We start from the raw sequence: 18,252 nt of genomic DNA on the forward strand, positions 1-18,252 counted from the left end.
GGGGGCGGGGTTGGGAGTGCGGTCATGGCGGATTCGTGGTGTTGGGTGGGGTGGGGGGCCCGAGGTGTGGGCGAGTAGTTGGTTGGTTGGTGGGGTGGGCGCTGGTGGGTCGAGGTGTGGGTGTTGGAGATGTCGTGCCCGAGGCTTGTTCGGGGGTGTGGGGTGCTGGGCCTTTGATGTGAGGGCGTGGTTGGTGGTGTAGGTAGGCGTGGTGAGGGCGGGGGTACTGCTATGGGTTTCGTCGGGGGTCTTCGGGTGGGTGGTTGCGGGCTTCGGTGAGGAAGTGCTCGATGTCGCGGGGGTGGCGGAGCAGGTGGACGGTTGCGGTGGGGGCGTGGTCGGCGATGGCGGTGGTGATCAGGGGGAGGCTGTGGCGGCGGTAGCCGATCAGCCAGCGCCAGAAGGTCAGGTTCTCGCGGGAGCGGCGTAGTGCTCGCCATGCGCAGATCCAGAGGGAGAGGTCGAGTACGACGATGGTGTCGGCGGCTCTCAACCGCACCTCTAGCGCGTCGAAGGGGCCGAGGTCGCCGTCGAGGATCCAGCCTTCTCCGTTGATGAGCCGGTGTTGGGTCGCTCTCCATTGATCTGGGGGTAGCGGTGTCAGGTCCGGTGGCCAGAAGTGTTTGTCGAGTTCGGTGACGGGCAGTCCGGTGGCGGTGCCGAGTTGGTGGGCCAGGGTGGATTTGCCTGCGCCGCCGCGGCCGAGGATGACGATTCGTTTCATGCTGCCTCCGTGCCGGGTCTGGTGGCATCGAGTGACATGGCGCCGATCGAAGCGTCAACGTCCGGATGCCCACGTTGAGGAAGGAGATCTCTGTCGCGGCCCTGTCCCCATCAGCGGTCCGTCAACGCGACTGGTGCCCGGCAGTGACACCCCGGGTCATGCCTCCGACCAGGGGAAGGAGGCAGACCGAGTCCGGCGACCGTGGGCCTGCGCTGCCGGGCACAGCGTGGGCGGATGCCGATCGCGGCGATCGGTTTTCAGGCCACGAACCGATTGACGGCGCTGGTGCGGGGCTGGGCGGTCGGCACATTCCGGAGGAGGGCCGGCGGACGTGGCGGTGTTGGTGATCTACCGCTGCGGAACTACTCCTGGCTGATCGGTCTGGGGTGGCGGAGCCTTGGGGGTGGCGGGGTGGGACGGTGAGACGTCGGCCCCGGGAACGGGGCCGGTGACGCCGGGTTGTCCGCCTGGGTCGGACATGTCGGGCATGCCTGGCAGCGGAATCGGTTGTGGCGCTTGGCGGCCGGGTGGTGCCGGGGAGGCCGGTTGTTCCGACGTCGGTGCGGGGGCTTCGGTCGGCCGCGGGGTTTCCACCGGCGGTTTCGGTGCGGGTGGATTCGAATCTTGCTGTGTCGGATAGTGGTTCGGTTGCGTGGGCGGGGGAGTGGGCGAATCGCCGGGCGAACTCGTCGGCGGAACGATGGGGCCCTGGCCCTGCGGCACGGGCCTATCGGTAGTCGGCGCGGGCGCTTCGGTGGTGGGAGCGGGTGCTTCGGTAGTCGCTGCGGGTGGCGCGGTGGTGGGCGCGGGCACTTCGGTTGTGGGCGCAGGCGCCTGGACAGACGGTGCTGGTCGCTCGGTAGGCGGTGCGGGCGCCTCGGTGGGCGGCGCGAGTACTTCGGTGGTGGGTGCGGGTGGCACGGTAGGCGGCGGTGCGGGTGCCTCAGAAGATGGTGCGGGTGGCGCGGTAGTTGGCGCGGGTACTTCAGTAGTCGGCGCGGGCGCATCGGTGGCCGGCGCGGGTGCTTCGGTAGTTGGCGCGGGTGGCGCGGTGGTCGGCGCGGGTACTTCAGTGGTCGGCGCGGGCGCCTGGGTAGTCGGCGCCGGTGCTTCGGTGGTGGTGGCGGGGGGTCTGGAGGTCGGAGACTCCGGCGTCGAGCTTTGGCCCTGGGGCGCAGGGCTTTCCGCTGGTGTGGGGTCCTCGCGGGGAGGCGCGGTCGCGCTGGGCGACGGTGTTTCATCGGGTGCGGCGCCGGACTCGGGGTCCTGCGCAGATTCCGGCGAATTACCCTGTGGCGCTGAGGGGCTCGGAGTCGACCTGTTGCCGGGCGAGGCGGAACCACCTCGGGCCGAGGGTGATTCGGTCTCCGCTGGTGCCGTGGGCAGCGCTGGGACGCCGGTTCCGGCCAGCGAATACGCCGGTTTGTAGATCATGTTCATCGCCAGCACGGCTTCCTGGCGCAGTGCCTCGGCCGCCATCTGCGCGTCGATCACTCGCGCACTCTCCAGCAGGCGGGCGATCGCCCCGATCGGGCCGGAACCGCCCGGTGCGACGACGGCCAGCTTCACGGCCTCGGCGGCCGCGGCGACACCACCGAGGCGGGCGCCGACTTCGGCCATCACCACGGCCAGCTCGTCGATGGAGGCGGCGAAACTGCGGGTGCTCGCGGCGGCTGCATCGGCGGCGGCGCCGGACCAGCCGGTGTCGTCGATCACCCGGTCGGCGCCGGATTTGGTCAGCGGCATCGAGGTGGTGAGGGTGGCGGCGGTCTCCAGCCAGGTCATCGACGCACCGAGAATGGCGCCGGCGTCGATCTGCTGGGCGCGCGTGTAGATCTGCTCGTGCGGCATGGATTCGAAATGCTCCATCGCACTGATGTAGGTGGGGTCGGTGCTCATCCGCGCACCCTCGTATCGACGGCGCGCAGGGCGGCGGCCGCGGCGGCGTCGGCTTCCTCGTAGAGGCCCGCGCTGAGCAGGAACGCCTCTTTCATCCGGTAAGCCGCCTCGATGTAGCGGTCGAGCAGTTCGGCGGCGTCGCGTGCTTTGTGCGCGAAACCGGCCTGTAGCTGCTGGGCGGAGACGAAGCCACCGAATCCCGTTGTCTCGGAAGCGCTCTCGAGTGCCTGCCGTAACTGGGCGAGATGCTCGGCCTGCTGTTCGTAGAGCTCGGCGCACCGACGCGCGGCGTCGGGGTCGAATGTCAGTGTCCCCGCTACGGCGGCGCTGCGGAACCGGGAGATCTCGGCTCTGCTGCTCTCGATCGTCATCGCGTCTCCCCTCCAGATGATGCGGTGGAGTCCAGGTTAGCCGGACCTTCTACTGTGCGAACTGTGCGCTGGCACCAATCTGCGCTGTAATTGCGCCGCTAGTTGCCCAGTGGACGCGGGCACCACGTGTACGGTCTCGCCCGCTCTCAGCAGGTAGCGACCGTCGTTGGCCACGTCGATCCAGCTGTAATGCACCGGCGCGCTCGGCACCGGTCGGTCGAGCCCGGTTTCGATGCGGATGTGGCCCTCAGCCGTGTGCGGCCTGCGCAATAATCGCTGGATGCGGGGCACGGCGGGATGGGTCGCGAGCACGGTTTCCTCGTCGCGCACCGCATCGGTCGTGGCCTCGCGGGCCGGTTCGCGACCGGGCGGAGCATCGGGCAGGCAGGCCGCGACGCGGGCGCCGATCCCCGCGGTGTGCCCGATCGAAACACGCACGCTGCCACCGTAATCGGGTCGGGTGCTCGGATCTTGCACGATCAGCACCGCGTGGTCGTAGACCGCGCACGCCAGGAGCCGGATTTCGCTGCCGGGAGTGTGGGCGCCACCGACCAGTACGACCCTGGCGTGCGGTTCGGCGATGATCCGCAGGCAGGCGGCGAGGTCGGGGTCGCCCCCGGGTAGTCGGTCCCGTATACCGGCGCGCAATCGGTCCGCGTCGTTCTCGGTGCGCGGTGACTCGAGCATGCGCAGCGGGAACGGCATGCGGTCCTGACCCGATTCCCGCCAGACGTGCGCGAATTCGTCAGCGGTGAAGGTCCATGCCATTGCCGATCCCATCCTTACCGAACCAGGACGGGGACAGCGTAACCCGCGCTGTCCGATTCCGGCGTGCCGATCAAGCCTCATACCTCCGAACGGAATCTTTTCCCGCGCTGAGTACCTCGGAGAAGTACTTCGTTCGGCGAACTTTCATGCGACCCTCGCCGGACCCGTCAGTAACCGCGCGCGGTGTCGATGATCGCCTCCAGCGGTTCACCCGCGACGAACCGCGCCACATTCGCGCCGACATGATCGGCGAACGCCGCCAACCGCAGCTGCGGTGGGTTCGAATCGTGCGGGGTGATGATCGCGTTCGGCAATGTCCACAGCGGGTGTCCGTCCGGCAGCGGCTCGGGGTCGGTGACGTCGAGTCCGGCGCCCCCGATCGAATTGCCGGTCAGCGCGTCCACCAGCGCGTCGGTGTCGATCAGGCTGCCACGGGCCACATTGATCACCCACGACGACGGCTTGAGCCGGGACAGTTCGTCGGCGCCGATGAGGTGGCGGGTCTGCGCGGTGGCCGGTGCCGCGACCACCACGTGATCGGTGTGCGACCACACGCGCGCGAGCTGGTCGGTCGGCACCGTCTCGACGCCGGCGGGAATGTTGTCACCGGATACCGGGCGTCCCGAGCGGTTCACCGCGATCACATGCGCGCCGAGCGGCGTCAGCATCGGGATCAACGCGCGGCCGATCCCGCCCGCGCCGACGATCGTGACGGTTTTGCCGCGCAACGACCCGACGTGCGGAAAGAACTCCCGCTGCTGCCACGATGTCGCCCGCAGCTGTTCGGGCAGGTATCGCACACCGGCCAGCAACAGCATCAGCGCGTGTTCGGCGACACTGTGCGAGAACGCACCGGCCGCGGAGGTGAACTGCACAGCCGGGTGGGCGGTGAACACGCCCGCGTCGAAGAAGTCCTCGATGCCCGCGGCGGGCAACTGCGCCCAGCGCACCGACGCGGGCAGGGTGGACGGGAAATCGCGGGGTTTGCCGGTCCAGATCAGCGCGTCGGCCTCCGCCAGCTCACCCACCCGAGCGCCCGCTCCCACCACCGCTTTCTCGAGCAAGCGCGGCGCCGGCTGGTCCGGGGCGATCGCGATCGTGGTCGCGGATTCCTGCACAGAGACCTCCTGGGTCGTGTGCCGCATAGCGGCTCGAGCGCTGTCTCGGGCACCGCACGCGGTCCCCGGACTGTGATTCTTCCTCGTTGCTGTCGACGGCGCCGCCGCACCCTCCCCGTCTTGTCCCGGTGACCGCGTTTTCGCGATTCGGCGCCCGCGTCGGTCGGTAGTCTGCCGTGTCGCCGTTGTCCGGATGGCGCGTCAGTCGTCGAGGTCGACGGGGTCCTGCACGCCGTGCCGGTCGGCCAGTTCCAGCAGGGGCGCGATGTCGAACACGGCGTTGTCCATGTCGGCCTGCGGGTCGCCGAGCTCGGCGTAGCGGGTGGGCACGGTCTGGATGGTGAAGTCGCGCGGCACGATGTCGTCGATCTCGGTCCAGCGCACCGGAGTCGACACGGTGGCCTCCGGCACGCCACGCACGGAATAGGCGGCGGCGATGGTGTGGTCGCGCGCGTTCTGGTTGTAGTCGACGAACAGCTGCGCGGGATCGCGGTCCTTGCGCCACCAGGCCGTCGTGACATCCTCGGGCGCGCGCCGTTCGACCTCCTGCGCGAACGCGAGTGCGGCCCGTCGGACCTGCCCGAACCCGTACTCCGGCGCGATTCGCACGTAGACGTGCAGCCCGGAACCACCGGAGGTCTTCGGCCACCCGACCGCCCCGAGCTCGTCGAGTACCTCGTGCACGACCCCGGCCACCCGTTGTACTCGCGACCACGGGCAGTCCGGCATCGGATCGAGGTCGATGCGCCATTCATCGGGTGACTCGGTATCGGACGCCCGTGAATTCCAGGGGTGGAACTCCACCGTGGACATCTGCACCGCCCAGATCACGTCGGCGAGTTCGTGCACGCAGAGCTCGTCGGCATGCCTGCCGTAGCGCGGAAAGTGCACGCGCACCGTCGAGATCCAGTCCGGCGCGCCCGCGGGCACCCGCTTCTGGTGCACCTTTCCGCCCGGCAGACCCTTGGGGAAACGGTGCAGCATGCAGGGCCGATCCCGCAGCGCGTTGACGATCCCGTCCCCGACGCTCAGGTAGTACTGCGCCAGGTCGAGCTTGGTGACGCCGAGCGCGGGGAAATACACCCGGTCGGGATTGCTGATCCGCACCGTGTGCTCACCCACCGGTAGTTCGACCGCAGGCGCCGCAGACTTGGCCACCCGCCCAACGATAGACGAGCCGGCCGGCCCCCGCGGGCGAGCGAGCCTGCGTCGGAGTGGTTGCTGTCGGATAACGCAAGAGGCAAAAAAGTCCGCACGGATCGACTCCGTGCGGACCGCTGCGTCCGGGTCTTGTCTACAGCTCGTACACGCCGAACGCGCGATTCTGGATGCACATCGGCATCACATGAACACGGTCGGTCCATTCGAATTTCGCTGCCGCCTCGACGGTTCCGCGTTCATCGACACACACGCTCGCGGTACCCGGCATGGTCAGCGGGTTCAGCACGGCCAGCGGGATCCCCGCGTGGATGGGGCTGTAGAGACCGCCGCTGAAGCACAGTGGGGTGATCGCGAGACCGCGGGCCGCGCTCTCGCGGTCGGCGGCGGCCTGGGCGCCCGCCACGCCCGCGCAGTCGAGGGGGTTCTCGTTCGACGCCTGGGCGGGAACGGTCAACAGGGTGAATCCGGCCGCACAGCCCGCGGCGACGGCCATCAGGGTTCGAGCAAATGAGGTCCTGGTCATAGCCGCATTGAAGCACCGGTCACACGGTGCGCGCGCAATCGGCGGCGGCGTGTCGAGCGAGTCAGCGCGCAACCGCCTCGAGGATTCGATCCGGCGCCGCCGTCTGTACTGTGCGCACCAGAGTGAAGCCGCTGCGTGCCAGCAGATCGCGGAACTGAACCTCGGTGCGTTCATGGCCGCCCTCGGTGTTCACCAGCATCTCCAGGTCGATGAACTTCGCCGGGTGCGGTCGACCGTGCTCGGGCAGCACCAGTTCGACTACCAGCAGCGTCGCCGTCGGGCTCATCGCCGCGCGAACAGTGCGCAGGATCTGCTCGGCCGAGGCATCGGACCAGTCGTGCAGGATGTGTTTGAGCAGATAGACATCCCCACCCTGGGGTACCGATTCGAAGAACGAGCCGGCTTGCGCCGCACAGCGGTGTGCGAGCCCGGCCGCGGCGAGGTCGGCCGTGAGATCATCGACCACACTCGGTAGGTCGAACACGACGCCGGTAGCCGTCGGATAGCGGCCGAGGACCTCGATGAGCAGGCTGCCGCGCCCACCGCCCACATCGACGAGCGTGCCGAACTGCCCGAAATCGTAAGCCGCGAGCAGTGGTTCGATCGCGAGCGTGCTGATACTGGTCATCGCGTTGTCGAACAGTTCGCCGATCTCGCGGTGCTCGGCCGCGTACTCGAAGAAGCTCGCGCCGTCCAGGTCTCGGCCCACGGCCTCACCGGTGCGGACCGCGTCGCTGAGGTGGGTCCAGTGGTTGCGATGGAAAGGGGACCCGAAGAACCGGCACAGATCGCGCAGTGTCACCTCGGCGTCGCTGCGTAGCGAATCTCCGATGCGGGTGAGGGCGTAGCGGCCGTCGCGGCGCTGGTCGAAGATGCCGTAGCTCACCAGCAGGACCAGCAGCCTGCGCAGTCCCTCCTCATCGACCTCGAGTGCCGCGGCGAGCTGTTTCGCCGTGCGCGGGCCGTCCGCCAGCGCGTCGGCCACCCCGAGTTCGGCGGCGGCGCTGATGGCCTGGGAGAGGAAACCCGCGACCTGTAGTTCCAGCAGCGCGATGTGGCCGGGGACGAGTACGCGGTGTAGTCCGGCGAGCGTGTCACGCACCCACTCGATCGCGCGGAGCACGGGCAGTGGGGGAAGTTTCTTCGGAGCGGTGGACGTCATGACGACTCCCTATCGGCCGGTTGACCTGCGCGTACGTGGTGAGCGTACGGGATTGTCGATCCGCTGGGGCGGCTGTGAGCCCCGCTGTGAACGCGCGCCGTGCCATCGCCGAACGAAGGATGACACGGCGATCGATGGCAGTCGAACGCCGCCGCTGTCCGGATCAGGTCGGCGTCGCCAGCGCGAACGGCAGCACCGCGTCGGCGCCGCTGGTGCGGAGGGCGTGCGCGGCGACGGTCATGGTCCAGCCGGTGTCGGTGAGGGTGTCGACCAGCAGAATCGGGCCATCGACCCCGGAGAGGTCGGGAACCTCCCAGGAATCGAACAATCCCGCGACTCGATGGGCCGAGTTCGCCGCCGAGACCGGGGGACGGTCCGGTCTGGTGTGCAGGGTGCCGAGATTGTCGAGTCGGCCGATCCCGGCCAGACGGTCGGCGAGACTGGCGGTGAGGTGCGGATAGCGGGGGGATTGCAGAGCCAGCACGGCGGTCGGTCGGGTAGTCCAGGTCCAGTCGCGCAGTACCGCGACGCAGGCGTCGAAGACCGCGTCCGGTACCGGTGCGTCGGGGGCGTCGAGCAGGGTGCGTAAACGCATGCCCCAGCCGAGGTCGGTGAGCCGACCGAGCACGCGTCCGGTCTCGGCGCCACCGGAGATCTTGCCCGACAACGGTATTCCCAACTTGGCCATCCCGCTCGGCCACTGTTTGCGGGGGGCGAGGTCGAGGCCGGGGCGGTCGAGGCGGGCTCGGGTGGCGGCGATCGCGGCGTCGTCGACAGTGGTGTCGGGGCGGGTGCCGGTGCAGTTGTCGCAGCGGCCGCAATCGAGGTCGGCGGTCGCGAGCCCGTCCAGACCGGGGTCGTCGAGTTGGCGGCGCAGGAAGGTCATCCGACACGTGGCCGTCGCCTGGTAGTCGATCATCGCCTGTTGTTCGGCGTCGCGAGCTGCGGCCAAGCCCTCGTAGCGTGCGGTGTCGTAGGTCCAGTCCTGGCCGGTCGCGAGCCACCCGCCGCGCACCCGTCGCACGGCGCCGTCGACATCGAGCACCTTCAGCACCATCTCGAGGCGCGAGCGGTTCAGCTCGACGAGCGGTTCGAGCGCCACGGTCGACATCGCCCGGTCGGTGTCCAGCGCGGCGAGCACCGAGCGCACGATGTGTTCCCGGGGGAAGGCGACCGACGCGAAGTAACTCCAGATCCGCGCGTCCTCGGGGCCGGGCAGCAAGACGACCTCGGCGCGTTCGGTGCCGCGACCCGCCCGACCGACCTGCTGGTAGTACGCGATCGGCGAGGACGGGGCCCCGACGTGCACGACGAATCCGAGATCCGGCTTGTCGAAACCCATCCCGAGCGCCGACGTCGCGATCAGCGCCTTGACCTCGTTGTTCAGCAGCGCGGCCTCGAGCACCTCACGCTCGGCGGGATCGGTTTGGCCGGTGTAGGCGGCGACGGTGTGGCCGTGTGAATTCAGCAGGTCGGACAGATCGTTGGCCGCCGCGACGGTGAGGCAGTAGATGATGCCCGAGCCCGGCAGCCGGTGCAGTTGCTCACCCAGCCAGGCCGTGCGCTGGACCGCGTCGTCGAATCGCACCACCGACAGGTGCAGCGACTCGCGATCCAGCGTGCCGCGCAAGACCAGGGTGTCGGTGCCGATCTGTCCGGCCACATCGGTGACCACCCGATCGTTGGCCGTCGCGGTGGTCGCCAGCACCGGCACCTGCGACCCCAGATCGGCGATCAGTGTTCGGATGCGACGGTAGTCGGGCCGGAAATCATGGCCCCAGTCCGATACGCAGTGCGCTTCATCGATGACGACGAGCCCGGCATCGGCGGCCAGACGCGGCAGCACCTGATCGCGAAAGTCGGGGTTGTTCAACCGTTCCGGGCTCACCAGCAGAACGTCGACCTCGCCGTCGGCCACCCGTTGATGGATCTCGTCCCACTCGGTGACATTGCCCGAGTTGATCGTGGCCGCCACCACCCCGGCCCGTTCCGCGGCCGCCACCTGGTTGCGCATCAACGCCAACAGCGGCGACACGATCACCGTCGGTCCACGTCCCGCCCCGCGCAGCAACTTGGCCGCGATGAAGTACACCGCCGACTTACCCCAGCCGGTCCGCTGCACCACCAGCGCCCGCCTGCGCTGCACCACCAGCGCTTCGATCGCGGTCCACTGGTCCTCCCGCAACCGCGCGTCGGGCCCGGCGAGCTCACCGAGTAGCTGTTCGGCTCGTTCGCGCAGGTCAGGGTCCGTCAGGTCGAGCACATCGTTGCCTGCGGGTGAGGTCATGAGGCCATAGTGCCCTGTACCACCGACAAGGTCGATCGGCGGTACAGAGCGGCCCGGTTCGCTCAGCCCTTCACACACAGCACCTGACGCAGCGTCGCCACCACGTCGACCAGATCGGCTTGCGCCGCGATCACCTGATCGATGTCCTTGTACGCGGCCGGGATCTCATCGACCACGCCCGCGTCCTTGCGCGATTCCACGCCCTCGGTCTGGGCGACCAGGTCCGCGACCGTGTACTGCTTCTTGGCCGCCGACCGGCTCAGCCGCCGCCCCGCACCGTGCGAAGCGGACTGGAAGGAATCCGGATTCCCCTTGCCCCGCACCACATACGACCGCGTGCCCATCGACCCCGGAATCAACGCGAGTTCACCAGCACCCGCGCGCACCGCGCCCTTGCGGGTCACCAGCATCGGCATACCGTCGATGGTCTCCTCGGCGACATAGTTGTGGTGGCAGCTGATCGGCTCGTCGAAGCGCACCGTTCGCCCGGCGAACTCCTCGCGCACCGCCCGGCACACCAGCGAGAGCATCACCGCGCGATTGCGCGCGGCGTACTCCTGAGCCCAGGTGAGGTCGCGCCGGTAGGCGTCCATTTCCGTAGTCCCGGACAGGAACACGGCCAGGTCTCGATCGGGCAGCGACTGGTTGTGCGGCAGCGCGCGTGCGACCGCCATGTGCCGTTCGGCCAGTTCCTTACCGATATTGCGCGAACCGGAGTGCAGCAGAATCCAGACAGCGTCGTCGGTGTCGAGGCAGATCTCGATGAAGTGGTTGCCCGATCCGAGTGATCCGATCTGCTTGTGCGCCTTCGATTCCAGCCCCGACACACCGGGATGCAGCTGCCCGAACGCGCGCCAGAAGCGCTCCCAGCCGTTGGCCTGCCGCGCGGCCCGCCCGTGTGAACCCGCGAATTCGGCGCCGAGCTGTGCGACATTCACAGCGTCCTTGTGCGACTGGTACCCCACCGGGACGGCCGCCTCGATCCGCGACCGCAACGAGCGCAGGTCATCGGGCAGGTCGGCGGCGGTGAGATCAGTCTTCACACTCTCCATTCCGCAGCCGATATCGACACCGACCGCGGCAGGCGCGACCGCGTCACGCATCGCGATGACCGACCCCACCGTCGCCCCTTTGCCCAGGTGCACATCGGGCATCACGCGCAGTCCGTACACCCACTCCAGGTCCGCGATATTGCGGAGCTGGCGCAGCGCTGACTGCTCGATCTCGTGCTCGGTGGCCCACATGAGCGTCTGCGCTCGCGTACCGCGCAGCTCGACGGGAAACATGGTCGGTCCTTTCCTCGGTGAAGGACCAACGGTATGGGCGCGGCGGTGGCGGCGCACTCGAATTTCCTCGGGTACGGCGGGTCAGCCGGTGGTGAGCGCCGCCGCGATCCGCGCGCTCCCGGGGATGGACGAGCTCGCGCCGAGGCTGGTGGTCGCCAGCGCACCGGCGGCGTTCGCCCAGTTCAGCGCGGCCCGCGCACCCTGATTCCAGGTGGCGGCCAAGGCGCCGGTGAACGCGTCGCCCGCGCCGGTCGTATCGAGGACTTCGACGTCGCGGCCGGCGGCGGATATCTCGTTTCCGTCGGTGCCGCGGTACACCGCCCCGTCCCCGCCCAGTGTGGTCACCAGGTGCGCCACCTGTGTCAGCTCGGCGCGATACTGCTCGGCCTCCAGGGAATTCACGACCGCGACGTCGACGGCGGCCCACAACGCGTCGGGCAGCGGCCGCACCGGTGAGGGATTCAGCGCGACGACGGTACCCGAGGCGCGCGCGTGCTGTGCCGCGGCGAGCACCGTCTCGACCGGAATCTCCAACTGGCACAGCAGAATATCGGCGGCCGCGATCGCCGCGAGCTCGGCATCCGTCAGCTCGGTCACCTGTCCGTTGGCTCCCGCCACCACGATGATGCTGTTCTCGCCGGTGGCGTCGACGACGATCGAGGCCACCCCGCTGGCGCCACCGACCCGCCGCAGCAGGGTGATATCGACGCCCGCCGCCGAGAGCGTGTTCGCCAGCACCGTCGCGAACGTGTCGTCGCCGATCGCGCCGAGAAACCGCACCTGCGCCCCGGACCGCGCCGCCGCGATCGCCTGGTTCGCCCCTTTGCCGCCGGGCACGGTCGTGAACTCGGTCCCGAGCACCGTCTCGCCCGGTGCGGGCCTGCGTGCGGTGGTCGTGACCAGATCCATGTTGACGCTGCCGAGCACGACAACGGTCGGCGAGCCAGGGCGATCCATGGTGCTGAATCTAACGGTGATGTCGCCGCTCTACCGGGTTCGCTCGGTTCGCGGTTCTCGGCAGGACTTCGAGCGTGGACGGAAACACCGTGCTCACCGCCTGTGGACAACTGTGTCTACGGCGTCGCCGAGCCTGTGGACAACTCGGTCCCGGTGCCGGTCGGAGGGCTATTCCGGGTCCCGGGCGGCGTCGAGCGCGCGACGTGGACTGCGTAGGCTGATACCCATGACGGTAGAAGTGACCCCCGAGCTGGACATCCGCGCAGCGGTGCACGACGCCGCCCGCAGCGCTCGCGTCGCGTCCCGTGTGCTGGCTCAGCTGACCACGGCGCAGAAGAACGATGCCCTGCACGCGGCGGCCGATGCCCTGCTCGCCGCCGCCGATCGCGTGCTCGCGGCCAACGCCGCCGACATCGCGACCGCGCAGGCCGCCGGTACCGAGGAGAACCTGCTCGACCGGCTGCGACTCACCGAGGCACGCATCGACGGCATCGCCTCGGGTCTGCGGCAGGTCGCCACGCTCCCCGATCCGGTGGGTGTCATCGTGCGCGGTTCCACGCTGCCCAACGGCCTCGAGATCCGCCAGACCCGCGTCCCGCTGGGTGTGGTCGGCATGGTCTACGAGGCGCGACCCAATGTCACCGTCGACGCGTTCGGTCTCGCGCTCAAATCGGGCAACGCGGCGCTGCTGCGCGGGTCGTCCTCGGCCGCGAAGTCCAACGCCGCCCTGGTCGAGGTTCTGCGGGAAGCCCTTGTCGCGCAGGATATTCCGGCCGATGCGGTGCAGCTGCTGCCCAGCAATGATCGGTCCAGCGTCACCCACCTGATCCAGGCCCGCGGCCTCGTCGATGTGGTGATCCCGCGCGGCGGCGCGGGCCTGATCAACGCCGTCGTCCGCGACGCGCAGGTGCCCACCATCGAGACCGGCACCGGCAACTGCCACGTCTACGTGCACTCGGCCGCCGACCTGGCGATGGCCGAGGCCATCGTGCTCAATGCCAAGACCCGCCGCCCCAGCGTCTGCAACGCCGCCGAGACGGTCCTCATAGACGCCGCCGTCGCCGAGACCGCGCTGCCCCGCCTCAGTAAGGCGCTCGAGGACGCGGGCGTCACCATCCACGGCGACCTGCCCGGTCAGGTCCCGGCCACCGACGCCGACTGGGGCGAGGAGTACCTCACCCTGGATATCGCGCTGAAGGTGGTCGACGATCTCGATGCCGCCGTCGACCACATCAACACCTGGGGAACCGGCCACACCGAGGCCATCGTCACCGCCGACCTGGCCGCCGCTCGCGAGTTCACCGCCCGCGTGGACGCCGCCGCGGTGATGGTGAACGCGTCCACCGCGTTCACCGACGGTGAGCAGTTCGGCTTCGGCGCCGAGATCGGCATCTCCACCCAGAAGCTGCACGCTCGCGGCCCGATGGCACTGCCCGAACTCACCTCCACGAAGTGGATCGTGTGGGGCGACGGCCAGACTCGGCCGGTGTGATCATGAACCTCGTACAGGAACCGATCTTCACGTCGGTAGACGATGTCATCGCTCGGCTCGCCACCACCGGCTACCTGGCCGACAAGGCGACAGCCACCTCGGTCTTCCTGGCCGATCGGCTGGGTAAACCGCTGCTCATCGAGGGCCCGGCCGGTGTCGGCAAGACCGAGCTCTCGCGTGCGGTGGCCCAGGTCGCCGACGCCGAACTGGTCCGCCTGCAGTGCTACGAAGGCGTCGACGAGGCGCGTGCGCTCTACGAGTGGAACCACGCCAAGCAGATCCTGCGGATCCAGGCGTCGAGTGAAAACGATTGGGCCGAAACCAAAGCCGACGTCTTCACCGAGGAATTCCTGCTCTCGCGCCCGTTGCTCACCGCGATCCGCCGCACCGAGCCGACGGTGCTGCTGATCGACGAGACCGACAAGGCCGATGTCGAGATCGAGGGTCTGCTACTCGAAGTGCTCAGCGATTTCGCGGTGACCGTGCCCGAGCTGGGCACCATCACCGCCACCCGCAAGCCGTTCGTGGTCCTCACCTCGAACGCCACCAGGGAACTGTCGGAGGCGCTCAAACGTCGCTGCCTGTACCTGCACCTGGACTTCCCCGACGAAGACCTCGAACGCCGCATCCTGGACAGCCGCGTGCCGGAACTCCCCAGCACGGTGGCCGAGCAGCTGGTGCGGGTCGTGCACGTGCTGCGCGGTATGCAGCTCAAGAAGCTGCCTTCGGTCGCCGAGACTATCGACTGGGGCAATACCTTGCTCGCGTTGGGCGCCGCGGACCTCGACGACGCGACGGTGCGCGCCACACTCGGGGTGGTGCTCAAGCACCGCAGCGATCACCAGCGTGCGCTGGCCGAACTGAAACTGGCCTGATCATGACCGCGCCGACACCCCACGGAATCGGCGGCCATGTCGCCGGTTTCGTCGGTGCGCTCCGGGCCCGCGGGGTGCCGGTCGGCCCCTCGGAAACCGTCGACGCGGGCCGAGTGCTGACCGTATTGGATCTGCTCGATCGCGAAGCGGTGCGTGAGGGTCTGGCCTGCGCGCTGCTGCGCAGACCCACCCATCGCGCCACTTTCGACGGCCTGTTCGATCTGTGGTTTCCCGCCGCGGTGGGGGATCGCACCGCCGAGGCCGCGGACCTGCCACGCACTCCGGACGGCCAGATCGACCTCGCCGCCCTGCGTGAGCAGCTCGCCGAGATGCTCGCCGCCGACGACAGCGGCGATCAGCTGCAGGCGTTGGCCGGACAGGTGGTCGAGCAACTCGGGCAGTTCCAGTCCGCTCGTGGACCCTCGTTCTCCACGTATCAGGCACTCAAAGACCTTGCGCCGCAGTCCTTGCTGGCCAAGGTGCTCGCGGGTCTGGCGCTGCCGCCGGATGCGAGCGCGCGCGACACCGAGGTCGCTCGCCGCGTCGCCAGGGAACGCATCGCGGGCTTTCGGGCGCGTGTGGAGGCCGAGACCAATCGGCGCGTGGCCGAACAGATCGGGCGTGAACGCGTCGCGACCTACGGTGTCGCGCGCCAGGCCGAGGATGCCGACTTCCTGCGCGCCTCCGAGCGCGAGCTCACCGAACTGCGCCGCGGTACCCAGCGATTGGCCCGGATCCTGGCCTCTCGCCTGGCGGTGCGGCGCAAACGAGCCAGGCGCGGCGAAATCGATCTGCGCAAAACCCTGCGTGCCTCGATGTCCACCGGCGGGGTGCCGATCGATCTGGTGAGCCGCAAGCCGCGCCCCGGTCGGCCGGAACTGGTTCTGCTGTGCGATATCTCGGGCTCGGTAGCCGGGTTCAGTAACTTCACCCTGTTGCTGGTGAGCGCGCTGCGTGAGCAGTTCTCGCGGGTGCGGATCTTCGCCTTCGTCGACCGCACCGACGAGGTCACCAGCTTCTTCGCGCCGTACGCGGGCCTCGACGACGTGATGACCCGGATCTTCACCGAGTCGCGCATCATCGACGCCGACGGGCACTCCGACTACGGCTACGCGCTCACCAGCTTCGCCGAGAACTTCGGCGAAGCCGTCACCAGTCGCAGTTCCCTGCTGGTTCTGGGCGACGGCCGCACCAACTACCGCAACCCGCAACTGAATACTCTGCGCGAACTGGTCGGCATCGCCCGGCACGCGCACTGGCTGAACCCCGAGCCCAAGAACCTGTGGGGGACCGGCGATTCCGCGGCTCGTGACTACGCCGCGGTGATCGAGATGCACGAATGCCGTTCAGCACGACAGCTGACCGAGGTGGTATCCCGACTGTTGCCTGTCTGAAGGAGCCGAGATGAGTGTCGACGTTGTGGCCTACTGCCGGGCCAAACCGGGTGCCTGGGAAGACGAGCCGTGGGAGGGCGACACCGTTGCCAAGGTCGGCGACAAGGTTTTCGCGTTCCTCGGCGCGGGCACGTCGATCGGTCTCAAGTGTGGGCGCGACCGCACCGAGGCCGATGAACTGATCGACATCTACCCTGACGATGTCACCGCATCGGCCTACATCGGCCGTTACGGCTGGAACAGCATCCGTGTGGGCGGCGCGGTGCCGGACGACGACCTGCGCGAACTGATCGACGCCTCCTACGACGCGGTCGTCGCCAAGCTCCCGAAGTCGAAGCGCCCCACCGCCTGAGCACTTCAGCCGACGTTAAGCGCCTCACATGGCACAGCCACGAAGATCACGCCCATGCTGGCAGGGGCGTCGCGCGACGACGAGCGATCCGATCGACGGATATCGCAGGTAGGGCCCGTTCTATCGGGGTACGCGGTCTTGCGGTCGGCGAGCTCCGGCCGGTGAACGATGCGTTCGCGAACGAGCACGATTCGCCCAGAGAAGAACCGCACCGCCCGCTCGTCGGTGCCCCCGAGACCGGTTCGGCCTATCCGGGCCATGCCACGGCGCTGGCGGCGGATTCCCCCGGCGTCGACGCCCGCCCGCTCGCGCCGGGTGCGGGGGCGCGGGCGGCGCGGCGATTGGCCGAGATCGCCGCCGCTCGACTGGCGGACGCTCCGGCGGCAGCGGAGCAACAATTGCGTCGGGCCTTGGTGGTCGGAGCGGGTGAACTGGCCGGGTCCGAACTCGCGGCTCTGCGCACTCGCCTGGTCACCGCCGTCGCCGCGCAACCGGGCCGCGACCGCGACATGGCTCGCGCCGCCGCCGCAGCCGCCGCGTGCTGGCAGCCGATCTCGTGGGCGGATTCGGTCCACCTCTGGCTGGTCGCTGGTCGCGCCTGGCATCGTGCGGGTCGCCACGGCGAAGCCGTGGTCGCCTTCGACCGCCCCCTGCTGACCGGTCCCGTCGCCTACCCACCCGCCGAGCTCGCGCTGGTGCGCGCCCAGTTCGCCGAGTCGCTGAACCACGTCGGCCGCTATCGTCAGGCCGCCTGGCAGTTCGCCGAAGCGGCACGGCTGATCGCCGGTACGCCCGCGTTGCGCCGCCGCCACGCCGATCTGGTCTGGTCGGCCGCGGTCGCTCGCGAGTGCTGTGGGCAGGAGTCCGAGGCGCTCGGCGGCTATCTGCGCGCCGCGGGCCTCTGGGGCGAGCAGGACAAGATCGTGCCGAGGGCCCGCTGCCTGCGCGCGGCCGCCTGGCTACAACTGCGCGGACCACGGGGGCGCGTACGCGGGCCCTGGTGGGTGACGATCACGGTGTTGTTGACCGAGCTCGATCGCCGCGTGGCCGCCGAGCCTGCCGCACACCTCGTCGAAGAGCTGAAACGCACCCGCGCCCAGTTCGCCCAGATGTGCGCGCAGGCGTCGGGACCGCGCGAGCGCCGCGATGGCGGGGAGTAGTCCGGTCCGCCCCGGTCCGGTAGGCCGGATTAAGCTCAGACCTCATGCACGAAACAGCTCGACCGCGCCGCAAGCTCGGGGTCATGGGCGGCACCTTCGACCCGATCCACCACGGCCACCTGGTCGCGGCGAGCGAGGTCGCGAACCGGTTCGAGCTCGACGAAGTGATCTTCGTGCCGACCGGGCAGCCGTGGCAGAAGGTCAACAAGCAGGTCAGTCCCGCCGAGGACCGCTATCTGATGACCGTGATCGCCACCGCGTCCAATCCGAGGTTCTCCGTCAGCAGGGCCGATATCGAACGCAACAAAGTCACCTACACCGTGGACACGCTGCGCGAGATGCAGAACACCCATCCCGACGCGGAGCTGTACTTCATCACCGGTGCGGACGCGCTGGCCAACATCCTGACATGGCAGGATTGGACCGAACTGTTCGAACTGGCGAAGTTCGTCGGGGTGAGCCGACCGGGTTACGAACTGAACACCGATCATCTCGAGGAGCATCTGCGGGACCTTCCCGCCGACGCCGTGACGATGGTCGAGATCCCCGCGCTGGCCATCTCGTCGAGCGAATGCCGCCGCCGCGCCGCGGAGGGTCGGCCGGTCTGGTACCTCGTCCCCGACGGCGTGGTGCAGTACATATCGAAGCGGCACCTCTACGTGCCCGCAGGAACGGAAGGTAGCTGACGTTGAGCCACATGAGTGAGGGTCCGACCCCGCAGGA

General features: G+C 68.9%; 17 protein-coding genes. 6 read left to right on the plus strand and 11 right to left on the minus strand.

Features of this window, described 5'->3' with window-relative positions:
• Window positions 1-229 precede the first annotated feature (229 nt).
• From NA12_RS24780 to NA12_RS24830, 11 genes are all read right to left on the minus strand, one after another.
• Window positions 230-724 (minus strand): P-loop NTPase family protein, encoded by a 495-nt coding sequence (locus tag NA12_RS24780; RefSeq protein WP_067456099.1) that lies wholly within the window; start codon window positions 722-724, stop codon window positions 230-232.
• A 348-nt stretch (window positions 725-1,072) separates the two neighbouring features.
• Window positions 1,073-2,623, minus strand: a complete 1,551-nt coding sequence (locus NA12_RS24785; protein ID WP_067456102.1) for a hypothetical protein — start codon at window positions 2,621-2,623, stop codon at window positions 1,073-1,075.
• On the minus strand, window positions 2,620-2,994 hold the full coding sequence (locus NA12_RS24790) for a hypothetical protein (protein WP_067456104.1): 375 nt from the start codon (window positions 2,992-2,994) through the stop codon (window positions 2,620-2,622). Before NA12_RS24790 ends, NA12_RS24785 begins: the two co-directional genes overlap by 4 nt.
• A gap of 36 nt (window positions 2,995-3,030) precedes the next feature.
• Window positions 3,031-3,762 carry an ESX secretion-associated protein EspG gene (locus NA12_RS24795; protein WP_067456107.1) on the minus strand — a complete coding sequence of 244 codons (732 nt, stop codon included), beginning with the start codon at window positions 3,760-3,762 and terminating at the stop codon, window positions 3,031-3,033.
• A gap of 167 nt (window positions 3,763-3,929) precedes the next feature.
• Window positions 3,930-4,880 carry a D-isomer specific 2-hydroxyacid dehydrogenase family protein gene (locus NA12_RS24800; RefSeq protein ID WP_371856021.1) on the minus strand — a complete coding sequence of 317 codons (951 nt, stop codon included), beginning with the start codon at window positions 4,878-4,880 and terminating at the stop codon, window positions 3,930-3,932.
• Between the two features lie 201 nt (window positions 4,881-5,081).
• Window positions 5,082-6,038, minus strand: a complete 957-nt coding sequence (gene ligD, locus NA12_RS24805; RefSeq protein ID WP_067456113.1) for a non-homologous end-joining DNA ligase — start codon at window positions 6,036-6,038, stop codon at window positions 5,082-5,084.
• Between the two features lie 136 nt (window positions 6,039-6,174).
• Complete coding sequence (locus NA12_RS24810; protein ID WP_243655082.1) at window positions 6,175-6,564, minus strand: hypothetical protein; 390 nt, start codon at window positions 6,562-6,564, stop codon at window positions 6,175-6,177.
• 61 nt (window positions 6,565-6,625) lie between these two features.
• Window positions 6,626-7,726 carry a methyltransferase gene (locus NA12_RS24815; RefSeq protein WP_067456119.1) on the minus strand — a complete coding sequence of 367 codons (1,101 nt, stop codon included), beginning with the start codon at window positions 7,724-7,726 and terminating at the stop codon, window positions 6,626-6,628.
• A gap of 163 nt (window positions 7,727-7,889) precedes the next feature.
• Window positions 7,890-10,013, minus strand: coding sequence for a RecQ family ATP-dependent DNA helicase (locus tag NA12_RS24820; RefSeq protein ID WP_067456122.1), 2,124 nt, complete (start codon window positions 10,011-10,013; stop codon window positions 7,890-7,892).
• A gap of 62 nt (window positions 10,014-10,075) precedes the next feature.
• Window positions 10,076-11,299, minus strand: a complete 1,224-nt coding sequence (locus NA12_RS24825) for an RtcB family protein (protein WP_067456124.1) — start codon at window positions 11,297-11,299, stop codon at window positions 10,076-10,078.
• An 81-nt stretch (window positions 11,300-11,380) separates the two neighbouring features.
• The gene (locus NA12_RS24830; RefSeq protein ID WP_067456127.1) at window positions 11,381-12,256 is read right to left on the minus strand and encodes a ribokinase; all 876 of its coding nucleotides are present in this window, start codon (window positions 12,254-12,256) and stop codon (window positions 11,381-11,383) included.
• Window positions 12,257-12,482: 226 nt separating this feature from the next.
• On the opposite strand from NA12_RS24830, the gene NA12_RS24835 reads away from it, so the two are divergent.
• The 6 genes from NA12_RS24835 (at window position 12,483) to nadD (ending at window position 18,215) form a co-directional block, all read left to right on the plus strand.
• A complete protein-coding gene (locus NA12_RS24835; protein WP_067456130.1) occupies window positions 12,483-13,748 on the plus strand; it encodes a glutamate-5-semialdehyde dehydrogenase in 1,266 nt (421 codons plus the stop codon).
• 2 nt (window positions 13,749-13,750) lie between these two features.
• Window positions 13,751-14,623 (plus strand): AAA family ATPase, encoded by an 873-nt coding sequence (locus NA12_RS24840; protein ID WP_067456479.1) that lies wholly within the window; start codon window positions 13,751-13,753, stop codon window positions 14,621-14,623.
• Between the two features lie 2 nt (window positions 14,624-14,625).
• On the plus strand, window positions 14,626-16,017 hold the full coding sequence (locus NA12_RS24845) for a vWA domain-containing protein (protein WP_067456133.1): 1,392 nt from the start codon (window positions 14,626-14,628) through the stop codon (window positions 16,015-16,017).
• Window positions 16,018-16,027: 10 nt separating this feature from the next.
• The gene (locus NA12_RS24850) at window positions 16,028-16,369 is read left to right on the plus strand and encodes an MmcQ/YjbR family DNA-binding protein (RefSeq protein WP_067456136.1); all 342 of its coding nucleotides are present in this window, start codon (window positions 16,028-16,030) and stop codon (window positions 16,367-16,369) included.
• Window positions 16,370-16,530: 161 nt separating this feature from the next.
• A complete protein-coding gene (locus NA12_RS24855; RefSeq protein ID WP_067456139.1) occupies window positions 16,531-17,529 on the plus strand; it encodes a hypothetical protein in 999 nt (332 codons plus the stop codon).
• A 44-nt stretch (window positions 17,530-17,573) separates the two neighbouring features.
• Window positions 17,574-18,215, plus strand: a complete 642-nt coding sequence (gene nadD, locus NA12_RS24860; RefSeq protein ID WP_084473077.1) for a nicotinate-nucleotide adenylyltransferase — start codon at window positions 17,574-17,576, stop codon at window positions 18,213-18,215.
• Window positions 18,216-18,252: the final 37 nt, after the last annotated feature.

Origin of the sequence: Nocardia alba NBRC 108234, from assembly GCF_001612665.1 — a bacterium.
Taxonomy (GTDB): domain Bacteria; phylum Actinomycetota; class Actinomycetes; order Mycobacteriales; family Mycobacteriaceae; genus Nocardia; species Nocardia alba.